The organism is Massilia pinisoli, assembly GCF_024753285.1.
Classification (GTDB): domain Bacteria; phylum Pseudomonadota; class Gammaproteobacteria; order Burkholderiales; family Burkholderiaceae_D; genus Telluria; species Telluria pinisoli.
In genome coordinates this window covers 66508-89079 of the sequence record NZ_JANUGW010000024.1, presented here as the reverse complement: position 1 = coordinate 89079, position 22572 = coordinate 66508, and the positions used below count along the sequence as shown (strand labels likewise).

Annotated in this window: 17 protein-coding genes; 3 read left to right on the top strand and 14 right to left on the bottom strand. The window is 65.8% G+C overall.

Annotation, left to right across the window (positions count from 1 at the left end):
• Positions 1-5 precede the first annotated feature (5 nt).
• Together NX784_RS24485 and NX784_RS24480 are read right to left on the bottom strand one after the other, a co-directional pair.
• Positions 6-992 (bottom strand): aldo/keto reductase, encoded by a 987-nt coding sequence (locus NX784_RS24485; protein WP_258819295.1) that lies wholly within the window; start codon positions 990-992, stop codon positions 6-8.
• A 12-nt stretch (positions 993-1004) separates the two neighbouring features.
• Positions 1005-1781 (bottom strand): SDR family NAD(P)-dependent oxidoreductase, encoded by a 777-nt coding sequence (locus NX784_RS24480; protein ID WP_258819294.1) that lies wholly within the window; start codon positions 1779-1781, stop codon positions 1005-1007.
• A 107-nt stretch (positions 1782-1888) separates the two neighbouring features.
• On the opposite strand from NX784_RS24480, the gene NX784_RS24475 reads away from it, so the two are divergent.
• Positions 1889-2803 (top strand): LysR family transcriptional regulator, encoded by a 915-nt coding sequence (locus NX784_RS24475; RefSeq protein WP_258819293.1) that lies wholly within the window; start codon positions 1889-1891, stop codon positions 2801-2803.
• Positions 2804-2819: 16 nt separating this feature from the next.
• Here NX784_RS24475 and NX784_RS24470 read toward each other — a convergent pair whose 3' ends face one another.
• The 12 genes from NX784_RS24470 to NX784_RS24415 all read right to left on the bottom strand — a co-directional run bounded on the left by NX784_RS24470 (position 2820) and on the right by NX784_RS24415 (position 19202).
• Positions 2820-5186: a glycoside hydrolase family 127 protein gene (locus tag NX784_RS24470; RefSeq protein WP_258819292.1), complete on the bottom strand. Its 2367-nt coding sequence runs from the start codon at positions 5184-5186 to the stop codon at positions 2820-2822.
• Positions 5183-6208 carry an arabinan endo-1,5-alpha-L-arabinosidase gene (locus tag NX784_RS24465; protein WP_258819291.1) on the bottom strand — a complete coding sequence of 342 codons (1026 nt, stop codon included), beginning with the start codon at positions 6206-6208 and terminating at the stop codon, positions 5183-5185. Before NX784_RS24465 ends, NX784_RS24470 begins: the two co-directional genes overlap by 4 nt.
• Positions 6209-6223: 15 nt before the next feature.
• Positions 6224-7738 (bottom strand): glycoside hydrolase family 43 protein, encoded by a 1515-nt coding sequence (locus tag NX784_RS24460; RefSeq protein WP_258819290.1) that lies wholly within the window; start codon positions 7736-7738, stop codon positions 6224-6226.
• Positions 7739-7740: 2 nt separating this feature from the next.
• Positions 7741-9294 carry an alpha-N-arabinofuranosidase gene (locus tag NX784_RS24455; protein WP_258819289.1) on the bottom strand — a complete coding sequence of 518 codons (1554 nt, stop codon included), beginning with the start codon at positions 9292-9294 and terminating at the stop codon, positions 7741-7743.
• 144 nt (positions 9295-9438) lie between these two features.
• Positions 9439-10206 carry an SDR family NAD(P)-dependent oxidoreductase gene (locus NX784_RS24450; protein ID WP_258819288.1) on the bottom strand — a complete coding sequence of 256 codons (768 nt, stop codon included), beginning with the start codon at positions 10204-10206 and terminating at the stop codon, positions 9439-9441.
• Positions 10207-10334: 128 nt separating this feature from the next.
• On the bottom strand, positions 10335-11915 hold the full coding sequence (locus tag NX784_RS24445; protein ID WP_258819287.1) for an aldehyde dehydrogenase (NADP(+)): 1581 nt from the start codon (positions 11913-11915) through the stop codon (positions 10335-10337).
• Complete coding sequence (gene araD1 / locus NX784_RS24440; RefSeq protein ID WP_258819286.1) at positions 11912-12904, bottom strand: AraD1 family protein; 993 nt, start codon at positions 12902-12904, stop codon at positions 11912-11914. Before araD1 ends, NX784_RS24445 begins: the two co-directional genes overlap by 4 nt.
• Positions 12905-13011: 107 nt before the next feature.
• A complete protein-coding gene (locus NX784_RS24435) occupies positions 13012-14754 on the bottom strand; it encodes an IlvD/Edd family dehydratase (protein WP_258819285.1) in 1743 nt (580 codons plus the stop codon).
• A 154-nt stretch (positions 14755-14908) separates the two neighbouring features.
• A complete protein-coding gene (locus NX784_RS24430) occupies positions 14909-15787 on the bottom strand; it encodes an SMP-30/gluconolactonase/LRE family protein (RefSeq protein WP_258819284.1) in 879 nt (292 codons plus the stop codon).
• 27 nt (positions 15788-15814) lie between these two features.
• Positions 15815-16873, bottom strand: coding sequence for an aldose epimerase family protein (locus NX784_RS24425; RefSeq protein WP_258819283.1), 1059 nt, complete (start codon positions 16871-16873; stop codon positions 15815-15817).
• Positions 16874-16885: 12 nt separating this feature from the next.
• A complete protein-coding gene (locus NX784_RS24420; protein WP_258819282.1) occupies positions 16886-17836 on the bottom strand; it encodes a glycoside hydrolase family 43 protein in 951 nt (316 codons plus the stop codon).
• Positions 17837-17861: 25 nt separating this feature from the next.
• Entirely contained in the window at positions 17862-19202 is a 1341-nt protein-coding gene (locus NX784_RS24415; protein WP_258819281.1) for an MFS transporter, read from the bottom strand.
• Positions 19203-19469: 267 nt separating this feature from the next.
• Between NX784_RS24415 and NX784_RS24410 the strand changes: the two genes are divergently transcribed.
• Positions 19470-20267 (top strand): hypothetical protein, encoded by a 798-nt coding sequence (locus tag NX784_RS24410; protein WP_258819280.1) that lies wholly within the window; start codon positions 19470-19472, stop codon positions 20265-20267.
• Between the two features lie 109 nt (positions 20268-20376).
• On the top strand, positions 20377-22467 hold the full coding sequence (locus NX784_RS24405) for a sensor domain-containing protein (protein ID WP_258819279.1): 2091 nt from the start codon (positions 20377-20379) through the stop codon (positions 22465-22467).
• The last annotated feature ends 105 nt before the right edge of the window (positions 22468-22572 follow it).

The window sequence follows — 22572 nt, the reverse complement described above, 5'->3', positions numbered from 1 at the left end:
GACGATCACCAGAGATGGTGCACGTGGGGGGCGATCCGCTCGCGGTACAGCGCGCGCAGCTGTTCCATCGCGGCCGGCGACACGGCGTCCAGCGCGCTGGCCTGGCTGTTCGCGATCGCCTGCGCGGCATTCCTGGCGCCCGGGATCACGGTGCTGACACTGTGCTCCATCAGGATCCAGCGCAGCGCGAATTGCGCCATCGTCGCGCCGCCCGGCACCAGTGCGCGGATCCGTTCGACGGCCTCGAGCGCGAGGTCGTAAGGGACGCCGGCAAACGTCTCGCCCTTGTCGAAGGATTCCCCCTCGCGGTTGAACGCGCGGTGATCGTCCGCGGCGAACGTCGTGCTGGCGCTCATCTTCCCGGTCAGCAGGCCCGACGCGAGCGGGACGCGCACGATCACGCCGACGTCGCGCCGCGCCGCTTCCGCGAAGAACAGCGTGGCCGGACGCTGGCGGAACATGTTGTAGATGATCTGCACGGTGGCGACATTCGGGTATTCGATGGCCTTCAGGCCCTCTTCGACCTTCTCGACAGAGACGCCGTAGTGGCGGATCTTGCCGGCCGCGACCAGGTCGTCCATGGCGCCGAAGACATCCGGCTGATAAAAGACCGGCGTCGGCGGGCAATGCAGCTGCACGAGGTCCAGGCAGTCGACGCGCAGGTTGCGCAGCGACCGCTCGACGAATGCCGTCAGGTTGGCCTTCGTATAGCCTTCCGCCACGTGGGGCGACAGGCGGCGCCCGGCCTTGGTGGCCACGAACGGCCGCGCGCCGCCCCGTTCCGCGAGCACGTCCGCGATGATCCGCTCGGACCGGCCGTCGCCATACACGTCGGCGGTATCGATGAACGTGACGCCATTGTCGAGGGCCGCATGCAGCGCACCCTTGGCATCCTCCACGCTGACATCGCCCCAGGAGCCGCCGATCGCCCAGGCGCCGAAGCCGATGTCCGAGACTGCCGCGCCGGTGCGGCCCAGTTTTCTTTGTTGCATGTTTTTTCCTTCTTAAAGCATCAGTTGTCCACCATTGACTTCGATGACCTGGCCGGTGAGATAGCCGGACAGTTCTTTCGAAGCGAGAAACAGGTAGGCGCCCACGCACTCTTCCGGGGTGCCGGCGCGTCCCATCGGGATCGTGCCGACCTGGGCCGACAGCAGGTCGGCGGGCGTGTAGCGGTCATGTAAGGCCGTCTGGATCACCCCGGGCGCGACGGCGTTGACGCGGATACCGTCGGCCACGAACTCCTTCGCATGCCCGCGCGTGAGATTGCTGACAAAACTCTTCGCTGCGGCATACAGGACCGCCCCCTGGCCGCCGCCGTTGCGCGCGGCAACCGACGTCGTGTTGATGATGAAGCCGCCGCCGGCCTGCCGCAGGTAGGGCACTGCCGTGATGGTGGCCTGCCACACCGAACGGGCGTTGAGATCGACGACCCGGTCGAAATGATCGGCCGTCGCCGCTTCCGTCGGGATGCGGCCGAGCATGTTGCCGGCATTGTTCACGATGCCGTCGAGGCCGCCAAGCAGGCGGGCGGCCTCGTGCACGACGCGCTCGGTGTCCGCCAGGTCGGCCATGTCGCCGTCTAGGACCACGGCACGGTCCGGTGCGCCGGCGGCGACGCGCTCGGCGCCGGCACGGTTGGCGCCGTAGTGGATCGCCACACGGGCGCCCTGCCCGAGGAACCCGAGCGCAACCGCTGCGCCGATGCCGGCCGAGGCCCCCGTGACGAGGATGCGCTTGCCGGCGAGGTCGGGGATGGTGAGTTCGCTGCGAGATGACATGGGGATGGTCGCGAGTTGTCGAGCCATCTTTATACCGCCCGGCCTTGCCGCAGTGCTATCATTCGAAGATGAGCCGCATTCATCGCGGCGATGATTCCCTCTCAACCATGTCCCTGATCGACCGCGTCGATTTCGCCGACCTGCGCCTGTTCCTCGCCATCGTGCGTACGCGCAGCTTCAAGGCGGCCGCCATCCAGCTGGGCTTGTCCCCGTCTGCAGCCAGCCACGCCATGCGCCGGCTGGAAGCGCGCCTCGCCGTGAAGCTGCTGAACCGTTCCGCGCGTTCCGTCACCCCGACCGATATCGGCCTCGAACTTGCAAAGCGCCTGGGGGACGGCTTCGACGCGATCGGTGCGGCGCTCGGGCTCATCGACTCGGCCACGCCGGCCCATGGCGAACTGCGCATCAACGTGTTCGCGGACGCGGCCCATCTGTTGATCGAAGAGGCGATCGTGGCATTCGCCCGTGTCTATCCCAACGTACGGCTGACCGTCGTCGTGGAAGACCGGCCCATCGACATCGTCGAGGAAGGCTACGATGCCGGCGTCCGGTACGGGCATTACGTTCCGGAAGACATGATCGCCGTGCCCCTGAGCGGGCCCCAGCGCTGGGTCGTGGCGGCGGCCCCGGCGTATCTGGCCGAATACGGCGAGCCGGCGCATCCCGACGACCTGGCGCAGCACCGGTGCCTGCAGCTGCTCCTCGGCGATAACTCGGCCTACAAATGGGAATTCGACATCGATGGCGAACGCCGCCGGGTCCGCGTGCCGGGACCGATCACGATCAACGATACGGCCACGACGATCGCCGTGGCGAAATCCGGCGCGGGCCTGGCCTATCTTCTCGAATCGAGGATCGCGGGCGAACTGGCCGAAGGCAGCCTGCGCATCGTGCTGGATGCGTTCGCCGCGCACGGCGAGCCTTTTCACATGTACTACAGCAGCCGGCGCCACAGCCATCCGGCGCTGCGCAGCCTGATCAACATCATCCGTGCGCGGCAGTCCCTGCCGGCCGTCGGCTGAAAGCCTGCCCAGTGGTTCAGCGCAGCAGCCGCAGCCCGTACAAGCCGCCCGCCATCGAGCCTTCCTTCGCGACGAACTTGACTTCCAGCCTGCCGTCCGCCGCACCCTGCACGAGCGCGGGCGGCAGCGCGACGTCGCGCGTATAGAAATCCTGCGGCGCGTCGCCCGCCAGTTCGACCTCCGCGATGCGCTGCCCGTTCACGACGATGTCGAACTTGCGGCCCGCGTCCCCGCGCGCGAACGTCAGCCGGAGCAGCTTCGCTTCGTGCTTCGGATCGCTCAACTGGTAGCTGAACCACTTGCTCGCGTGGCGCCAGTGGCGGCCGTTGTTGACACCCGCGTCCGCGCCCTCGCCCTTGAATCCGTGGTCCACTTCCGGCTGCTGTTCGCCGGGTGCCACCTGGTCGACCGTCTGCGCATCCAGAGCGAGACGCTCCGCTTCCTTCGCGGCGTCTTCCTCCTTCAGGCGCGCATACTCGGCCGGCGTGCTCTGCTGCCAGTACATCATGTAGCGCGAATCGTGCAGGCGGAAGAACGGGATGAATTCGGTGGCCGCGCCCGCCCCACCCTGCACGATGCCGGGCGCCGTGAACGTCAGCGGCTTGCCCTTCACGGGCTTGAACTTGCGCGTGAAGTCGCGGCTGTCGGAGACGAACGTGGGCGCCGCCTCCAGCGGGCACACCTGGCCGGACGGGCTGTGGCCCATGCGCGAATCGTCCGCAAAGAAATTCAGGTGCTCGGTCGGGAACGGGTTCGTCTTCGCGGCCAGCACGATCGGGCCGTACAGCACCGCGTAGTAATTCGACTTGTCCGGCATCTGCTCCAGCTTCATCGCCATCGGCAGGCTCACGTCGACGCGGTCGCCCTTCTTCCACGCACGCTCGATGCTCACGTAGCTGCCCGGCTGCGCCGTCACCTTCACGGGCTTGCCGTTCACTTTCACACCCAGCTTGCCCGCCGCGACCCAGGCCGGATAGCGGATCTTCATTGCGAAGCGCACATCGCCATCGACCGTGATGCGCGTGCTGGCCTGGTCCGGGAAGTTGTTCGCCTGCGTGATCTTGACGTTCTTCTCGCGCCAATCCAGCGTGGACGGGATGAACAGATTCACGAACAGCGCCGCATTGCCATCCTTCTCTTCATGCGCGTAGATGAACTCACCGTACTTCGCATGGCTCTCGATGCCGGAGCCCACGCAGCACCACATGGCCTTGTCCACCTGCGAATAGACGCGGTAGTGGTTCGGGCGCATCGGCGTGAAGTAGACGAAGCCGCCCGTGCCCGGATGCTCGGACGCGAGGATGTGGTTGTACAGCGCCCGCTCGTAATAGTCTGCGTAGCTGGCCTTGTCCGAGGTCTCGAACAGCATCTCCGTCAGCTTCAGCATGTTGTAGGTGTTGCAGGTCTCCGGCCCCTCGACCTCGTTGATCATGGGGCTGAAGTCCTTGTCGTCATGGAAGTGCTCCCTGACGCTGTTGCCGCCGATGGCCACCGTGCGGTGGTCGACGACGGTCTGCCAGAAGAACGCGGCCGCATCCGCCATGTCCTTGCGACCCGTGAGTTCGCCGATGCGCTTGAAGCCGATGACTTTCGGGATCTGCGTGTTGGCGTGCAGGCCCGTGAGCTTGTCCTCGTGGTGTTCCAGCGGCTGCAGGATGGCCTGGTGCGAGAACCGCAGCGCGAGGTCCATGTACTTGCTGTCGCCCGTCATCTGGGCGACGTCGGCCAGCACCTCGTTCATGCCGCCATGTTCGGCGCTGAGCATCTGCTGCATCTGCGCGTCCGTGAGGTGACTCGTCAGGCGCACCGCCCAATCCGCCATCGCGATCAGCATCGCCTTCGCATCCTCGTTGCCGGCATAGCGGTACGCGTCGCGCAGGCCCGCGAAGATCTTGTGCAGGTTGTACCACGGGACCCATTTGCCGTTGACGGAGAAGTTGTCGGCATGGAGCTTGCCCGCCGCGACGTCGCGCCACGCGGCCCGGCCGCCCGGCACGCCGCCGACATAGCCGTCACCGTTCGCCTGCTGCGCGCGCTTCAGCTCCGCGACGAAGTAATCGAGACGCCGCTTGACCTCCGCGTCGCCCGTCGACGCATACATCAATGCCAGCGCCGACAGGTAGTGGCCGCCCATATGGCCGTCCAGGCCCGACGACTCCCAGTTGCCGTAGCTGGGCTGCTTCGGCGTGAGCCCCGCTTCGCGCAGGAATGGCGCCAGCAGGCGGTCCGGTTCCAGCGCCATCAGGTAGTTCAGGTCCGTCGTCTGGGCGTCGAGGAAGGGGCTGGGGCCCAGGCGGACGTCCTTCAGCGGGAACAGGTCGGCGGCGTGGGCGGCCGTCGCCCCCAGTGCTAATAACAGCGCGGCGATTCGGTTCAGTTTCATTTGATTTCATCCATCACGATTTCGTCCTCCACGCTCACGTACCGGTTGAGGTCTTTCGGATCCACCGTCGGCCAGCCATCCTTGTCCCAGTGGATGCCCATCACCTTCAGCTTCTGCTTGTAGTGATCGGCCGTTTCGTACGCATGCAGCACGAGATAGTCCTTGCCGTCGAACGTGTAGGCGCTGTTGTGGCCCAGCGCCTTCCAGTCCTTGTCGCCTTTCACCACGAGCGAGCCGCCGCCCTGCGCCATGTCCCGGCCCTGGCGGTCGAGGTACGGCCCCCTGACGTCCCGCGCGCGGCCGACGACGACCTGGTAGGTGCTCTGCGGCCCCCGGCAGCAAAGTCCCCACGACACGAACAGGTAATAATAGCCATTCTTTTTGAAGATGAACGGCCCTTCGATCTCGGCCGGCCCCGCCTGCTCGTCCGGCGTAAACGCGGGACGCTCACGGCGCGCGATCGTATGCCATTCCTGCGGCTCGGCGATCTTCGTCCAGAGGTCGTCCAGCCTGACGAGCTTGATGCCGCCCCAGAACGAGCCGAACGTCATCCAGCCTAGCCCGTCGTCGTCCTCGACGACGTTCGGGTCGATCGCATTCCACATGTCGCGGCCCGGCACCGACTGCACGACGATCCCCTGGTCTTCCCAGCGGTAGTTCGGCGCGCGCGGGTCGAGCGTCGCATTGGTCGTCACGCCGATGGCCGACGCGTTCTTGCCGAAGCCGGACACCGAGTAGTACAGCAGCCAGCGGCCGTCGTGCCGCTGAATGTCCGGTGCCCAGATATGGCCGTCGAACGTCGGTGCGGCGTATTTGGCCCACGCCGGTTCGCGCGGGAAGACGCGACCTTCCTCGGACCAGTTCCGCATATCGCTCGACCGATAGAACGTGATGCCGGGACCCGTGCTGTACAGGTAGTACGTGTTGCCTTCCTTTGCCATCACCGGATCGTGCACGCCCACCTGGGCCGCCTGCGCCGTCAGCGCGAGCATGGCGGCGCAGAGAAATCCCGCTTTACGCATGGTCCATCCTTTCGATCACGGGCCCGTGCGGATGCCCCACAGGGACACGCCGGTCTTCGACTGCGCCGTGAACGTCACTGCGAAGGCGTTCGCGTTCGGGTTCCACTGGCGCGACAGCACGCCGCTGTAGGTGACGCCGTCGATCACGATGGACACATCGTTGTTGCCCTTGTGCGTCCAGGTGCCGCTCGCTCCACCGCTCACCGTGCCGGTGCCATCCAGGCGGATCGCGACGGACGGCTTCACCATGGCCGAGATGTCCTTGCCGTGGTTGACCATCTTGTACGCGCCCGCCGTGTCGGCGCTCGTGACGGTCGGCGAGATCGTCGTCGCGCTCTTCGACAGCGGCACATAGCGCAGCGGCGCCGCCACCGGCCAGCCGTCGTCGTTGATGAACATCTCGTGCACGCGCACTTCGTGGTATTCGCCCTGGCCCGGGAAGCGGGTGTGGAAGATCAGGAAGTACTGGTTCGTCGCCGCTTCGTAGCGCGCCGAGTTGTGGCCCGGCGACACGTAGCCCAGCTGCGCGCCCGTCTCGCCGCTCGCCAGCGCGAACTGGTGGCTGCCCACGAGCTTCTGGCCGTACGGCGCGATGCTCGCGTCGTCGAACAGCGGCTTGGTCGGATCGGCCTTCACGTCCGCCATGTCCTTGCCGGATGCGTCGAGGTACGGCCCGTCCGGATTCGTCGAACGCGCCACGCGCAGGTTGTAGCCTCCCGCCGCATCGAGCCCGCCGAACGACGTGAACAGGTAGTAGTACTTCGTCGCCGGGCTGTACATCACGTACGCGCCCTCGATGCGCGCATGGTTGCCGCCCATGAGGTGCTTGCCGTAGCCCTGGCCCGCGACGGGCATGCCCGTGGCCGGGTCCATCGCCATGATGAAGATGCCGCCGGAGTACGAACCGTAGATCATCCACAGCTTGCCCGCCGCGTCGCGGAACGTGTTCGGGTCGACCGTGTTCGGATGCTTCAGCGCGTCGTAGATCGTGCCGTCGGGACTGGCCTCGTTCCACATGCCCGATTTCAGGAACACGCCCTTGTTGACGTACGGTCCTTCGACCTTGTCGGCGACGGCCACGCCCAGGGCGGAGCGCGGCGAATCGCCCTTGCAGGCGTCGTAGTACATGTAGAACTTGCCGTCGTCCAGCTGGATCACGTCCGGCGCCCACAGGTCCGTGACCTGCGCCCACGCGAACGTGTCGGCCAGCGCCGTCGTCACTTTCGTGAACAACGGGTTGGCGTCGGTGACGCCGTCCGCGATCTTCGTCCAGTTCATCAAGTCCGTCGACTTCGCGGCGGCCAGGTGCGAACCGAACGCATACCACGTGTCGCCGACCTTCAGCACGGCTGGGTCGTGCACGGAGACGTTCGCGAACGTGACCGCCGCCGTCTGCACGGGTGTGTTGACCACTGGCGTGGAGGTGGCAGGCGCGGACGCGCCGCCGCCCCCGCCTCCGCCGCAACCGGCGAGGACACAGGCCGCGGCGACCGCAGCCATCAACGCACGCGGTGCCGCAGCGCGCGCCATGATCAGCCCTCGACGGCGACGACGAGCACCGACTTGGCCGGCACCTTGATCGTCAGCTTGCCGCCGTTCGCGTTGGCGCTGAACGGCACGGGCTTGACGGCGTCCTTGTGCTCGAACGTGTTGTGAGCGTCCATCGCGTCGGCCGTCAACAGCTGGCCGCGCACGGCGCCGACGTTCTGGCCGGCGACGTTCAGCACGACGTCGGTGGCGTCGTGCGGGTTCGTGTTGACGAGGGCCACGTAGGTCTTGCCGTCCTTGCCCTTGGCGGCCGATGCGCTGATGCCCGGTACGCCCTGGCCGTTCTCGGCGTAGGTCGTGTTGTTCGACAGCGCGACCGGCAGCGACGTCGCGCCCTGGAACGGCACGTACATCTTGAAGGCGTAGTACGTCGGCGTCAGCAGCATCTTGTCGTTGTCGGTGATGATCATCGCCTGCAGCACGTTGACCATCTGCGCGATGTTCGTCATGCGCACGCGGTCGGCGTGGGCATGGAAGATGTTGAAGTTCAGGGCCGCCACGACGGCGTCGCGGATCGTATTACGCTGGAACAGGAAGCCCGGGTTCGTGCCCTTCTCCACGTCGTACCAGGTGCCCCACTCGTCCACGTCGAAGCCGATCTTCTTCTCCGGGTCGTTCTTGTCGAGGATGGCGACGTTCTTGCGGACGAAGTCTTCCATGCGCAGCGTCTGGCTCATCGTCGAGAACCATTCCGATTCCGGGAAGCCCGTCGCGGCGCCCTTCTTCTCCCAGTTCCCCGTCGGCAGCGTGTAGTAGTGGAAGCTGATGCCGTCCGTGCGGCCCTTCAGGTCGCGCGACAGCACGTCGGTCCAGGCGGTGTCGTCACCGGTGCCGCCGCTGGCGATCATCTTCGGACGCAGATTGTGCGGCGCCTTCAGGAACGTGTTCCACTGGCGGTACAGGTCGGCGTAGTACTCGGGCCGCATGTTGCCGCCGCAGCCCCACGACTCGTTACCGACCGCGAAATACGCGACCTTGAACGGCGCCGGGTGGCCGTTCTTCGCGCGCTGCTCGGCCAGCGTCGACTTGCCTTCCGACGTCATGTATTCGATCCACTCCGCCGCTTCCTGCGCGGTGCCGGTGCCCAGGTTGCCGTTGACGTAGGCGTCGGCGCCCAGCTGTTCGACGAGGTCGAAGAATTCGTGCGTGCCCACGGCGTTCGATTCCGGCACGCCGCCCCAGTTCGTGTTGACCTTCACCGGACGCTTGCTGCGCGGGCCGATGCCTTCGCGCCAGTGGTATTCGTCGGCGAAGCAGCCGCCCGGCCAGCGCACGAGCGGCACGTGCATGGCCTTCAGCGCGCCGACGACGTCGTTGCGCCAGCCGCGCGTATTCGGGATCTTCGAATCCGGACCGACCCACAGGCCGCCGTAGATGCCGGTGCCGAGGTGTTCGGCGAACTGGCCGTAGACGTCCTTGTCGATCGTCGCACCCGGCTTCGTCGTGTCGACGGTGACGTTCACCTGCGCGAACGCGGCGTTGGCGCAGAACGCCGCGGCGAGGCCGAGGGCGAGGACGGTGGGTTGGAATGGCTTCATGATGTCTCCCTTGTTATTTGGTCGGTGAGTGTTGGCGGTGCGGGGCGCGACGACGCCGCCGCGCTCCCTCGTAGTCTGGTCGTGCTGGTAAAACGACGATGGCGCCGGCGTTGCGGCGCCATCAACGGCGCGAGGAATGTCCCGTCACACCCAGCCGGCGTCGACGATGAATTCCTGGCCCGTGCACATCTTGCTGTCGTCGGCGGACAGGAACAGCACCATCGCGGCGATATCCTCGGGCATGAGCTTGCCCGGCAGGCATTGCGAGCGCGCGATCTCGGCCTCGCCCGCCTCGTCCAGCCACAGGTCGATCTGGCGCTGGGTCATCACCCAGCCCGGCGTCACGGTGTTGACGCGGATGTTGAATTTACCGAGGTCGCGCGCGAGGCAGCGCGTGAGGCCGATGACGGACGCCTTTGTGGTCGCGTAGATCGGGTAGTTCGGGTTCTTGGCATGCCACGACATCGAGCTGAAATTGATGACGGAGCCGCCGCCGCGCCGCTTCATGCCTTCCAGCGCGGCCTGCACGGTGAAGAACATCGGGCGCTGGTTGATGGCGATGCGCTCGTCCCAGTACTCGACCGAGACGTCGCCGATCTGGTGGCGCTGGTCGTTGGCGGCGTTGTTGACGACGACGTCGAAGTCGCCCAGCTTGGCGGCCATCTCGACCATCACGGCCTGCAGGCTCGCGATGTCGGTGATGTCGCAGTAGCGGTACATCGGTGCCGTGTGACCTGCGGCAGCGAGCCGCGCGACGAGGGCTTCGCTCGCGTCGCGCATGATATCGACAAAGCCCACCAGCGCGCCCTGCTCCACCAGCGCCTCGACGATCGCTTCGCCGATCCCGCTGCCGCCACCCGTCACGAACACCCGCTTGCCTTCAAGGCTGCCGTACTTGGCTAAAGTACCCATCGTCGTCTCCATCCGATAATCTTATTCTAAGCGGCGCCACGAAAAGCCGGGCGCCGGGTCTTACTTTTGCGTCTGGTGGGCACCCCGTGCCCACCGAACGTTTGCGTACCGGCTACCGCGACAGGCTGTCAGTCCTTGCCCAGCGCACCGTCGCGACGGCGCCAGATGCCGCGCGGGTTCTCGTCGCGCAGCACGGCCGGCAGCAGCGCCTGCGGCAGGTTCTGGTACGCCACCGGGCGCAGGAAGCGGAAGATCGCGCCCGTGCCCACCGACGTGCTGCGGCCGTCGGCCGTCGCCGGGAACGGACCGCCGTGCACCATCGCGTGCGCCACTTCCACGCCGGTGCCGAAGCCGTTGGCCAGGATGCGGCCGACCTTGCGCTCCAGCGTCGGCATCAGGACCTGCGCCGCCGCGATGTCGCCTTCTTCCAGGTGGATGGCGGCCGTCAGCTGGCCTTCCAGGTGCTCGACGATGGCGCGCATCTGCTCGACGTCCTTGCACACGACCAGCAGCGAGGCCGGGCCGAACACTTCTTCATGCAGCTCCTTGCGGGACAGGAAGTCGGCGGCTTCCACGCGGAACAGCGCGGCGTGGCCCTGGTTGTCTTCATGGTCGAGGCGCAGCAGCGTGGTCACGGCTTCGTTGCTGCCCAGCGCGGCGACGCCGCGGCGGAAGCTCGATGCGATACCGGCCGACAGCATCGTCGCAGGCTGCGTGTCGTTCAGCGCGGCCGTCGCGGCAGCGCAGAACGTGGACAGGCCCGGACCGTCGATCGCCAGCACGAGGCCGGGGTTGGTGCAGAACTGGCCGACACCCAACGTCAGCGACGCGGCGAATTCGCGGCCGATGCGCTCGGCGTGCTGTTCCAGCGCCTGCGGCAGCAGGAACACCGGGTTAATGCTGCTCATCTCGGCGTAGACCGGGATCGGCTGCTGGCGGCCGGCGGCGACGGCCATCAGCGCGGTGCCGCCCGAACGCGAACCGGTGAAGCCGACGGCCTGGATGGCCGGATGCGCGACGAGCGCCTGGCCGATGCCGTTGCCCGTGCCGGTCAGCAGTGCGAACGTGCCGGCCGGCAGGCCGCACAGTTCGACGGCTTTCACGATGGCGCGCGCCACCAGTTCCGACGTGCCCGGGTGGGCCGAGTGGGCCTTCAGCACGACGGGGCAGCCGGCCGCGAACGCGGACGCGGTGTCGCCGCCGGCGACGGAGAACGCGAGCGGGAAGTTCGATGCGGCGAACACGGCGACGGGGCCCACGCCGATCAGGCGGCTGCGCAGGTCCGGACGCGGCGGCGTGCGCTGCGGCAGGGCCGGATCGATGCGCGGATCCTGCCACGACCCTTCGCGCAGCAGGCTGCCGAACAGTTTCAGCTGGTTGCACGTGCGGCCACGCTCGCCCTCGATGCGGCCGCGCGGCAGGCCGGTTTCCGCCATCGCGCGCTCGACGAGCGCATCGCCCAGGGCCATGATCTGCTCGGCGACGGTGTCGAGGAACACGGCGCGCTCTTCATCGGTCGTGTTGCGGAAGACGTCGAACGCCTTGCCGGCCAGGCTGCACGCCTGGTCGATCTGGTTCACGTCGACCATGTGGAACGCGGGTTCCATGTGCTCGCGCTTGGCGGGGTTCCACGCCTTGAACGAGTTGCCGGCGCCGCGCTGGGCGACGCCGCCGATGAGGGCTTCGCCGGTAATTTGTGCAATGGTCATAAGGTCTTCACTTTCGCGAATTGAGTAGGATGGACAGCCAGCTTGTTGCGCAGGGCGGGGCCGAATTGCGGCGACTCGACTTCGAACGTCTCCCCGGCCTGCACGCTGATGTTGTCGGCGAAGCTCAGGGTGGCGGTGCCGAAGAAGTGGATGTGCACGTCGCCCGGGCGGTTGAACAAGCCGTATTTGAAGTGGTGGTATTCCAGGTTGCCGATGGTGTGCGACATGTTCTGTTCGCCGGACACGAACGCCTTCTCCCAACGCACGGAACCATCCGCCGCGCGGATGCGCGAGACGCCCTGCACGTGGGCCGGCAGTTCGCCGACGAGCAGCGCCGGGCCGACGCCGCAGTTGCGCAGCTTCGAGTGGGCGAGGTACAGGTAGTTCTGGCGTTCCGTGACGTGGTCGGAGAACTCGTTGCCGAGCGCGAAACCGACGCGGTACGGCTGGCCGTCGGCGCCGATCACGTACAGGCCGGCGATCTCCGGTTCCTCGCCGCCGTCCAGCGAGAAGTCCGGCATCTCCATGTCCTGGCCGCCGGCGCGCACGATCGAGCCGTCGCCTTTATAAAACCATTCCGGCTGCACGCCGGCCTTGCCCGCTTCCGGCTTGCCGCCTTCGACGCCCATGCGGAACATCTTCATGGAGTCCGACAGGGTCTCGACGTCGCCGCCGATCTTCTTGTGCATGGCGTCGCGCGTGTCGGCGCTGCCCAGGTGCGTGAGGCCCGTGCCCGTGACATAGGTATGTGCGGCGTCCGGGTGGTCGATCGGGGGCAGGACGCGGCCTGCTTGCGCGATCGCTTCGTAGGATTCTTTGTCGCCGTTGGCGGCGGCATCGGCCAGCGCGGCGAGACCCTTGCCTTGCGCGATGGCGGCGTTGGCCAGTTCCAAGGTGGTGGCGTAGCCCGTGATGGCGGTGACGGTGTCGCCGTTCAGGATGCCGACGCGGCGGTCGCCGGCGGCGGTTTTGTATTGGATGAGCAGCATAGTGATTGTCCGTTCGTTCACATGTGAGTTGGACGCGTGGACGGGAAACCCGTCCACCCTACGTAGGGTGGACAGCTCCGCTGTCCACGCGTCCAACGTCCATCAGATTAGTGAGAATGCTTGGGCACGGCCGAACCGCGGCAACCGACGAGGAAGTCGAAATCGCAACCCTCGTCCGCCTGCAGCACGTGATCCAGGTACAGGCCCGCGTAACCGGTGCGTGGCGCTTCCTTCTGGTTCTCGGCGCGGTCCGCCAGGCGGGCCTGGATCTCTGCGTCCGGCACGTCCAGGTGCAGGCGGCCGTTCTTGCAATCGAGTTCGATGAAGTCGCCGTCCTTGACGATGCCCAGCGGGCCGCCGGCCATCGCTTCGGGCGCCACGTGCAGCACGACGGTGCCGTACGCGGTGCCGCTCATGCGCGCGTCCGAGATGCGGACCATGTCGGTGATGCCCTTCGCCAGCAGCTTCGGCGGCAGGCCCATATTGCCCACTTCGGCCATGCCCGGGTAGCCTTTCGGGCCGCAGTTCTTCATCACGAGGACCGAGTTCTCATCGACGTCCAGGTCCGGATCGACGATGCGCTCCTTGTAGTGATCGAAGTCCTCGAACACGACGGCCTTGCCGCGGTGCTTCATCAGGTGCGGCGACGCAGCCGACGGTTTCAGCACGGCGCCGCGCGGCGCCAGGTTGCCGCGCAGGATGCAGATGCCGCCGTCGTCGATCAGCGGGTTGTCGATCTTGCGGATCACTTCATCGTTGTAGATCGGGGCGTCCTGCACGTTTTCCCAGATCGTCTTGCCGTTGACGGTCAGCGCGTCCTTGTGCGGCAGCAGGTTCGCTTCGCCCAGGCGGCGCAGCACGCCCGGCAGGCCGCCGGCGTAGTAAAACTCTTCCATCAGGTAGCGGCCGGACGGCAGCAGGTCGACGATGGTCGGGGTGCCCTTGCCGATCGCGGTCCAGTCTTCCAGCTCCAGCGGCACGCCCATGCGGCCGGCGATGGCCTTCAGGTGGATCACGGCGTTCGTGGAACCGCCGATCGCGGCGTTCGTGCGGATCGCGTTCTCGAAGTTCTCGCGCTTGAGGATCTTCGACAGCTTGAGGTCTTCGTTGACCATCTCGACGATGCGGATGCCGGACATGTGGGCCAGCACGTAGCGGCGCGCGTCGACGGCGGGGATCGCGGCGTTGTGCGGCAGCGAGACGCCCAGCGATTCCGCCATGCAGGCCATTGTCGATGCCGTACCCATCGTGTTGCAGGTACCGGCCGAGCGCGAGTGGCCGGCTTCGGCGGCGAGGAAGTCGTGCATCGAGATCTGGCCGCCCTTGGCCTGTTCGTGCAGCTGCCAGACGGCGGTACCGGAACCGATGTCCTTGCCGTTCAGCTTACCGTTCAGCATCGGGCCGCCCGTCACGACGATGGCCGGAATGTCGACGCTGGCCGCACCCATCAGCAGCGCGGGCGTCGTCTTGTCGCAGCCGACGAGCAGCACGACGCCGTCCATCGGATTGCCGCGGATGGATTCTTCGACGTCCATGCTGGCCAGGTTACGGGTCAGCATGGCGGTCGGACGCAGGTTCGACTCGCCGTTCGAGAACACGGGGAATTCGACGGGGAAGCCGCCCGCCTCCAGGATGCCGCGCTTGACGTGCTCGGCCAGCTTGCGGAAATGCGCGTTACAGGGCGTGAGTTCGGACCAGGTGTTGCAGATACCGATGATCGGCTTGCCCTGGAATTCGTGATCGGGGATACCCTGGTTCTTCATCCAGCTCCGATACATGAAGCCGTTCTTGTCCTGGGTACCGAACCACGCTGCGGAACGCAGGGTGGGCTTCTTCTTTGTCTCGGACATGGGTTCCTTCCTCCGTCGTTTTTGTAGTTCTGAGCGATGTGCGCGTCGTCCAGCTCAGCGATGGAGAAAGTCTAAAGGCCGATCAGATAACTTTCCAATCAATTTTTAACAGCAATCGATATCGATATCGGCATCGATGTTATCGCAACCATCCCTAACCGCCGAAGCGAACCTCCGGTAAACCCCGGATTTTCACGGGTTGTGCGAACACGCCACCCGACTTCGGGGCGTCCGCCAGCTGGCCCGCGCGCAGCCCGACTGTTGCCGAAGTAACATACAAAATATCCAGGCCGGGACCGCCGAACGCGGGACACGTCGGCTGCGGCGCGGGCAACGTGAGCACCCGGTCGACGGTGCCGTCCGGCGCGAAGCGCACGACCTGGCCGGCGCCCCAGCGCGTGCTCCACAGGCAACCGTCGGCGTCGATCGTCGAGCCGTCCGGGTCGCCGGGCGCGGCGTCGGCCGGCGCGAACTGCCGCACGTTGGCGATGGCGCCGGTCTCGGGGTCGTAGTCGCAGCAGCGGATCTCGCGCGTGCCCGAGTCGGCGTAATACATCGTACGGCCGTCCGGGCTGAAGCAGATGCTGTTGGCGATGGCGACGCCGCCCAGCGGCAGGCGTTCCAAGGTGAGGTCGTGGTTCAGGCGGTAGAAGCCGCCGATCGGCAACTTCGGGTCCTCGGCCTGGTTGAACATGCCGAACACGAAGCGGCCCTGGCGGTCGGTGCGGCCGTCGTTCAGGCGAGTGGTGGGCACGTCGGCTTCGACGTCGCAGATGCGCTGGATGTCGCCACGCCCGAGGTCGAAGAACGCGAGGCCGGACGCGAGGCCCAGCAGCAGGCGGCCGCCGTCCGTCGTCAGGGCCATCGAGCACAGGCGCTCGGGCAGCGGCCAGCGCTGCAGCGCGCCCGTCGCGGGCGCGTGCGACCACAGCTCGCTGCGTTCTATGTCGGTCCAGTACAGGCACCCGCCGCGGTCGTCCCAGACGATGCCTTCGCCCAGCACGTGCCGGCCATCCACCACCAGTTCCATCATAGAATCAGATCTCCTTCCCTACCAATGTTATGGCGCCACCGAGAAGCGGAAGCGCGATTCCGTTTCGTACACGTCGCCCGGACGCAGGATCGTGTTCGGGTACGCCGGCTGGTTCGGGGAATCGGGGAAGTGCTCGGGCTCGATGCAGAAGCCGCTGCGGAACGTCCACGGATGCCCCTTGCCTTGCAGAGAGCCGTCGAGGAAGTTACCGCTGTAGAACTGGACGCCCGGTTCCTGCGTAAACAGTTCCAGCACGCGGCCCGTGACCGGATCGGCCACGTGCACGGCCCGCTGCAGGCCGCGCTCGCCCAGCTTCTTGTTCAGCACCCAGCAATGGTCATAGCCGGTACCGTGGCGTAGCTGCTTGTCCGGCTGGCCGATGCGTTCGCCGATCGTGCGCGGCTTGCGGAAGTCGAACGGCGTGCCCGTCACAGGGGCCAGTTCGCCGAACGGGATCGATTCCGCGTCGATGGGCACGAACTTGTCGGCGTCGATCGTCATCTCGTGGCCAAGGATGTCGCCCTGCCCCGCACCGCACAGGTTGAAGTAGCTGTGCTGCGTGAGGTTCACGGGCGTCGGCTGGTCGGTGACGGCGTGGAAGCGCACGACGATCTCGTTGGCATCCGTCAGCAGGTACGTGGCCGTCGCGACGAGGTTGCCGGGGTAGCCCTGCTCGCCGTCCGGGCTGTCGTAGCGCAGCACGAGGCTGTCGCCCTCGACGACCGCCGTCCACAGCACCTTGTCGTAGCCGGGGTTGCCGCCGTGCAGGTGGTTGTTGCCGTCGTTGGTCGTCAGTTGCACTTCCTTGCCGTCCAGGGTGAAGCGGCCCTTGGCGATACGGTTGCCGTAGCGGCCGATCAACGCGCCGAAATACGGGCTGTCCTTGACGTAGGGGCCCAGCGTGTCGAAGCCGAGCGCCACGTCGGCGAAGACGCCGTCGCGGTCCGGGACGTGGATCTCGGTGATGATCCCGCCGAAATCGAGGATCTTCACGACCATGCCGTTGTTGTTCTTCAGCGTGTACTGGGTGACTTGCCTGCCGTCGGGCAAGGTCCCGAACGGCGCGTGGATGATTCCGTTTTGCACGTTGTTATGTCCTCAGAGGGTGGAAGGCCGCCCGAATACCGGCATGCCGCTCTCGTCCCAGCGCAGCGGTTTGACGAAGGTATGGCGGTCCGGGTTCCACAGCGGATCGCCGACGATTTCGGTATAGGTGCGCGCGTGGTACACGAGCATGACGGTGTCGCCATCTTCAGCATAGGTGAAGCTGTTGTGGCCGGGTCCGTAGATGCCGTGATCGTAGCATGTACGGAACACGGGATCGCGCGACTTTGTCCATGACACCGGGTCGAGCAGGTCCGCATTCTCGTCCGCCCACAAGAGGCCCATCGCGTAGTTCTCGTCGGTGGCGCTGGCGGAATACGAGATGAAGATCTTGCCGTTGCGGCGCAGGACGGACGGGCCTTCGTTGACCCAGAAGCCGCGGATTTCCCAGTCGTATTCGGGCTTCGACAGCAGCACGGGCGCGCCCTCGATCTGCCACGGCGTCTTCATCTTCGCGATGTACAGGTTCGAGTTGCCTTCGATCGCGTTGTCCTTCTGCGCCCACAGGTAGTACAGCGCGCCGTTGTGGTTGAACGTCGTCGCGTCGAGGCAGAACGTGTCGATGCCCGTATCGACCTGGCCCATGAATTCCCACGTGCCTTCGAGCGGATTCGCATTGGTATTGCGAATCGCGTACATGCGGTGCTGGAACAGCTTGTACTTGATCTCGCGGCTGGGCGCGGCGGCGAAGTACACGTACCACGCCCCCATGTTGAAATGCAGTTCCGGTGCCCAGATCAGTTCGCTGTACGGGCCCGTGTCCGGCTTGATCCACGCGTCGACGGTGGGCGCCGCCGCCAGCTCGGCGATCGTCTTCGCGCGGCGCAGCTCGATGCGGTCGTATTGCGGGACGGAGGCCGTGAAATAATAATAGCCGTCCGTGTGCTTGTAGATGTACGGATCGGCGCGTTGCTCGATCAGGGGTGTCAGTACGGTGTCTTGCATGGTGATATCCATCGAATTCATGTTTTTACGCGCTGACTCTCAGCTCCTCTTTGACGGTGGAGTAATACTCGTCGCTGATGCGGTACTTGAACATCAGCGCGCCCATCAGGAAATGGAAGAAGCCCGGAATCACGGACAGCATCAGCGCGATGCCTTGCAGCGCCAGCGCGCCCTGCTCCTGGTTCGGCTGGTACTGGAAATAATTCAGCAGCAGGCCCACCATGCCGCCCGCGAGCCCCATGCCGGCCTTTTGCGCGACGGAGATGCCGCCAAATGCAAAACCGGACACGCGCTTGCCCGTCTTCACCTGGCCATAGTCGATGGTCTCGGCGATGGCCGACCAGAACACGGGCGCATGCAGGTCGACGACGAGCGACAGCAGGAAATACAGCACGAACGCCAGCGCAGTGTCGCCCGGTTTCACCAGGAAATAAATCATCACGGACAGCACGGCCACCACCAGCTGCGTGTAGCGGAACAGTTTGACCTTGCAATAGAACTTCGTGACCCACGTGGACACGACCATCGCGATGATGGCGGCCGCGACGCCGGTCGACAGGAACGCGGACACCGTCGCCGTGTCCCCATGCAGATAATACTTCGCGTAATAGATCGCGACGGAGCCGCGGATCACGTAGCCGATGGTGCCCGTCACGCAGACGGCGCACAGGATCAGCCACTGGTCGTTCTGCGCCAGCACCTCGATCTGCTCCATGAGCGGCTGGCGTTTGGTCTTGTACACGACGCGCTCCGTCGTCGTGAAGAACGCGAACAGGAATAACACGACGCCCAGCAAGGCCATCAGTGCCATCGCCGCCTGGTAGCCGGCGGCCTGGTTGCCGTTGCCCCAGCGCTGCGCGAGGATCGGCACGACGATCGTCACCATGAACGCGCCGACCTTCGCGAGGAACAGCCGATAACCGTTCGCGGACAGGCGCTCCTGCGGGTCGCTCGTCAGGCCGCTGATCAGCGAGATGTACGGCACGCCCACGCCCGACGTCATCAAGGTCATCACGATGTACGTGGAATATGCCCACACGAGCTTGGCGTCATAGCCCCAGGCCGGCGTGCTGAACACGGCGAACACGGACAAGCCGTAGGGAATGGCGAGGAACAGCAGATACGGCCGGTAGCGGCCCCAGCGCGACAAGAACGTGTCCGTCATCTGACCGACGACGAGGTCGGAGCAGGCGCCGATGATCTTCACGAGCACGAACAGCAACGCCAGGTCCGTCGTCTTGAGTCCGTAGACGTCCGTGTAGAAGAACGTGATGATCAGCATCATCGACGAGATCACCACGTTGAGCGCCATGTCGCCGGCGCCGAAACCCACTTTTTCGAGGGTCGATAATTTCTGGCTTTGCATGCGGACCTCCTCCAAACGACGAGGGTGCTACCCGGATCATCCCGCGCAGCACCCTGGTTTAATTCCTGTATGTATTGTTATGTTTCTGAAAGCCATGAAAAGCGTTCAGATGGCATGCTCATCGGTAATGTTAGGCGCAACACCGAGAACGATCCAATCAATTTTTCCGCACTTCCGATATCGTTTTGGGTATGTATTCGGCGCCACATCGGCATGTGACAACGCTTTCGCAATGCATAATGGGCCAAAACGACTTTTGCCATCCCCATGACGCCCCCGCCCCTCGCCTCATTTTCGTCATTTCGCAACCTCATCCTGGAAACCGACCCGGACGCCATCGCGACACCCGAGCAGATTCCGGACGGCTTCCTGCTGGCGCAGGCGGGCACGCTCAGCGCGCACTACATCCCGTTCGACTACGTGAACCGGTCGGCGCGGCTGGTGCTCGTCGGCATCTCGCCCGGCTTCGTGCAATGGAAGAACGCCGTGCGCGAGGCGCGCCGCCTGCTCGCGCTGGGCGCCCCGGAGGACGACGTGCTGCGTGCGGCCAAGTACACGGGTGCGTTCAGCGGCGCCATCCGGCCGAACCTCGTCGCCCTGCTCGACCACGTGGGCCTGCAGCGCTGGCTCGGCATCCCGAGTTGCGCGTCGCTGTTCGGCGAACATGCACACCTGATGCATGTGACGGCCGTGCTGCGCCACCCGATCTTTGTCGCCGGCAAGAACTACAACGGCGCGTCGCCGAACATGCTCACGACGCCGCTGCTGCAAGCCCAGCTGCTCGACTATTTCGCAGCCGAAGCCAGCGCGCTGCCCGGCGCGGTGTACGTGCCGCTGGGGCCGAAGGTCGGGCTCGCACTCGACTGGCTCGCGCGACGCGGCATGCTCGCGCCCGAGCGCATCCTGCACGGCGTCCCGCACCCGTCCGGCGCGAACGCGGAGCGCATCGCCTACTTCCTCGGCCGCAAGGACAAGGCGACGTTGTCGAGCCGCACGAACGGCGCGCAGATCGATGCGGACCGCCGCGCGCTGCGGGCACGCATGGCCGCGCTGGGCGTGGATTGATGCGGCATGCATGGGACGGCAGCCGATAGCGTGCCCGTCCGCCTTTCGTGCTGCATCCGGAACGCGCGCGGCGTTACACTGATAACGTCCAGCGCCAAGGTAGACGATCATGCAGAATTGTTCTCCTGAAGAAGTACGGTCCCTCCTCGAGAAAATCGAACAGCTGCCGGTGCCGTTCTTCAAGCGCCTGATCGAGGCGAGCAACACGGGCATCATCATTTCCGATGCGAGCCTGCCGGACAATCCGATCGCCTACGTCAACCCCGCCTTCGAGAAAATGACGGGCTACGCGCTGTGCGAGGTGGTGGGCCGCAACTGCCGCTTCCTCCAGCGCGACGACCGCGACCAGCCCGAGATCGCGCGCATCCGCCACGCCGTGGAAACCGCCGGGATCTTCACGGGCGTGCTGCGCAATTACCGCAAGGACGGCAGCCTGTTCTGGAGCCGCATGCACCTGTTTCCCGTATGCGAAACCGGTACGACCCCGACCCATTTCGTCGCCTTCCTGCAGGACGTGACGGAAGTGGTCGAGGCGCAATGCGCGGCCGTGCACGCACGCGAACGCCTGAGCACCGTGCTGGAAAGCGTCGCCGACGGCTGCTTCTCGGTGGACCGCGAGTGGCGCTTCACGTACATCAACGCGCGCGGCGCCGCCGCGATCTCGCGCCGCCCGGAAGACCTGATCGGCAAGATCATGTGGGACGAGTTCCCGGAAGCCGTGGGCGGCCCGTTCTACGACACGTACAAGCGCGCGATGGAAGACGAGGAATTCGCCACCTGCGAGAGCTATTACGCACCGCTGGGCATCTGGATCGAAGTGCGCGCCTATCCGTCGCGCGAAGGCCTGACCGTGTTCTTTGCCGACGTCACGGAACGCAAGGAAGCGGAATCGCGGCTCCTGCACCAGGCCACGCACGACAGCCTGACGGGATTGCACAACCGCCTGTCCTGCCTGCGCGCGCTCGACGAGGCGCTCGCGCGCTCGGTCCAGGATAATTGTCCGGTGGGCGTGCTGTTCGTCGACCTCGACCACTTCAAGGAAGTCAACGACGCGCACGGCCACCGCGCCGGCGACACCGCGCTGGTCGAGATCGGCCGCCGCCTGGACGCGCTCGGCGGCGGCGGCGTCACGGTCGCGCGCATCAGCGGCGACGAATTCGTGTTCATCCTCGAGGACAAGGACGTCGACGCGGCGAAGGCGCTCGCCGCGGACGTGCTGAAGCAGCTGGCGCTGCCCATCGCCGTCGACGGCCATCACGTGACCGTGGGCGGCAGCATCGGCATCGCCATCGGCACCGGCCGCGAATACTCGGCCGACGAACTAATCAACAACGCGGACGCCGCCATGTACGAGGCCAAGGACAACGGCCGCCACACGTTCGCCGTGTTTTCCACGGCCGCGCGCCATCTGCTCAAGCAGCGCCTCGAGCTCCGCCAGGACGTGTTCTCTGCCCTCGAGCGCCGCCAGTTCGTGCTGTTCTACCAGCCGCAGGTCAACGCCAGCGACGGCGTCGTGGTCGGCGCGGAAGCGCTGCTGCGCTGGGAACACCCACGCCTCGGCCTGCTCGCGCCCGACCTGTTCCTGCCGATGCTGGAAGGCTCGCCCGCCATCACGGAAGTCGGCGCGTGGGTGTGCGAGGAAGCGTGCCGCCAGGCCCGCGAATGGGAGCTGCTGGGCTACCGGCTGCGCATGGCCGTCAACGTCTCGCCGCGCCAGCTGATGGACGAAAACCTGCCGCCTCTGCTCGAGAACATCATCGCGCACTACGGCCTGGACGCCGAGTGCATCAAGCTCGAAGTCACCGAGAGCATGCTGATGCAGGACATCGACAAGGCGGCCCTCATCCTGCGTTCACTGCGCAACGTGGGCTTCCGCATCGCGCTCGACGACTTCGGCACGGGTTACTCGAACCTGTCGTACCTGCGCCAGCTGCCGATCACGGCGATCAAGATCGACCGCTCGTTCGTGCGCGAGATCGAGCGCGACCGGCGCTGCCTGGACATCGTCAACGGCGTGATCGCGTTCGCCAAGTCGCTCAAGCTGGACGTGATCTGCGAAGGCATCGAGACGGAGCTGCAGAAGGAAGCGATCCGCTCGACGGGATGCGACGTCTTGCAGGGCTACCTGATCGGCAAGCCGATGCGGGCCGCCGATTTCCGCGCGCTGCTGCTGGCGCAGGGCACGGCACCGAACTTGTAGGGTGGACGGCTTGTCATTGAGTCCCCCGGACTCAATGACTCCACGCGTCCAACCGACGGGTGATTTGGCCGCACCGCTTTCGCACCTTCGCCGGACGCGTGGACG

Excerpts from the sequence above, each read along its gene's own strand:
- NX784_RS24485 (WP_258819295.1), bottom strand. The coding sequence starts at position 992 with ATGCAACAAAGAAAACTGGGCCGCACCGGCGCGGCAGTCTCGGACATC.
- NX784_RS24435 (WP_258819285.1), bottom strand. The coding sequence starts at position 14,754 with ATGTCCGAGACAAAGAAGAAGCCCACCCTGCGTTCCGCAGCGTGGTTC.
- NX784_RS24415 (WP_258819281.1), bottom strand. The coding sequence starts at position 19,202 with ATGCAAAGCCAGAAATTATCGACCCTCGAAAAAGTGGGTTTCGGCGCC.
- NX784_RS24465 (WP_258819291.1), bottom strand. The coding sequence starts at position 6,208 with ATGCGTAAAGCGGGATTTCTCTGCGCCGCCATGCTCGCGCTGACGGCG.
- NX784_RS24410 (WP_258819280.1), top strand. The coding sequence starts at position 19,470 with ATGACGCCCCCGCCCCTCGCCTCATTTTCGTCATTTCGCAACCTCATC.
- NX784_RS24420 (WP_258819282.1), bottom strand. The coding sequence starts at position 17,836 with ATGCAAGACACCGTACTGACACCCCTGATCGAGCAACGCGCCGATCCG.
- NX784_RS24470 (WP_258819292.1), bottom strand. The coding sequence starts at position 5,186 with ATGAAACTGAACCGAATCGCCGCGCTGTTATTAGCACTGGGGGCGACG.
- NX784_RS24450 (WP_258819288.1), bottom strand. The coding sequence starts at position 10,206 with ATGGGTACTTTAGCCAAGTACGGCAGCCTTGAAGGCAAGCGGGTGTTC.
- araD1 (WP_258819286.1), bottom strand. The coding sequence starts at position 12,904 with ATGCTGCTCATCCAATACAAAACCGCCGCCGGCGACCGCCGCGTCGGC.
- NX784_RS24480 (WP_258819294.1), bottom strand. The coding sequence starts at position 1,781 with ATGTCATCTCGCAGCGAACTCACCATCCCCGACCTCGCCGGCAAGCGC.
- NX784_RS24475 (WP_258819293.1), top strand. The coding sequence starts at position 1,889 with ATGTCCCTGATCGACCGCGTCGATTTCGCCGACCTGCGCCTGTTCCTC.
- NX784_RS24460 (WP_258819290.1), bottom strand. The coding sequence starts at position 7,738 with ATGGCGCGCGCTGCGGCACCGCGTGCGTTGATGGCTGCGGTCGCCGCG.
- NX784_RS24445 (WP_258819287.1), bottom strand. The coding sequence starts at position 11,915 with ATGACCATTGCACAAATTACCGGCGAAGCCCTCATCGGCGGCGTCGCC.
- NX784_RS24455 (WP_258819289.1), bottom strand. The coding sequence starts at position 9,294 with ATGAAGCCATTCCAACCCACCGTCCTCGCCCTCGGCCTCGCCGCGGCG.
- NX784_RS24405 (WP_258819279.1), top strand. The coding sequence starts at position 20,377 with ATGCAGAATTGTTCTCCTGAAGAAGTACGGTCCCTCCTCGAGAAAATC.
- NX784_RS24430 (WP_258819284.1), bottom strand. The coding sequence starts at position 15,787 with ATGATGGAACTGGTGGTGGATGGCCGGCACGTGCTGGGCGAAGGCATC.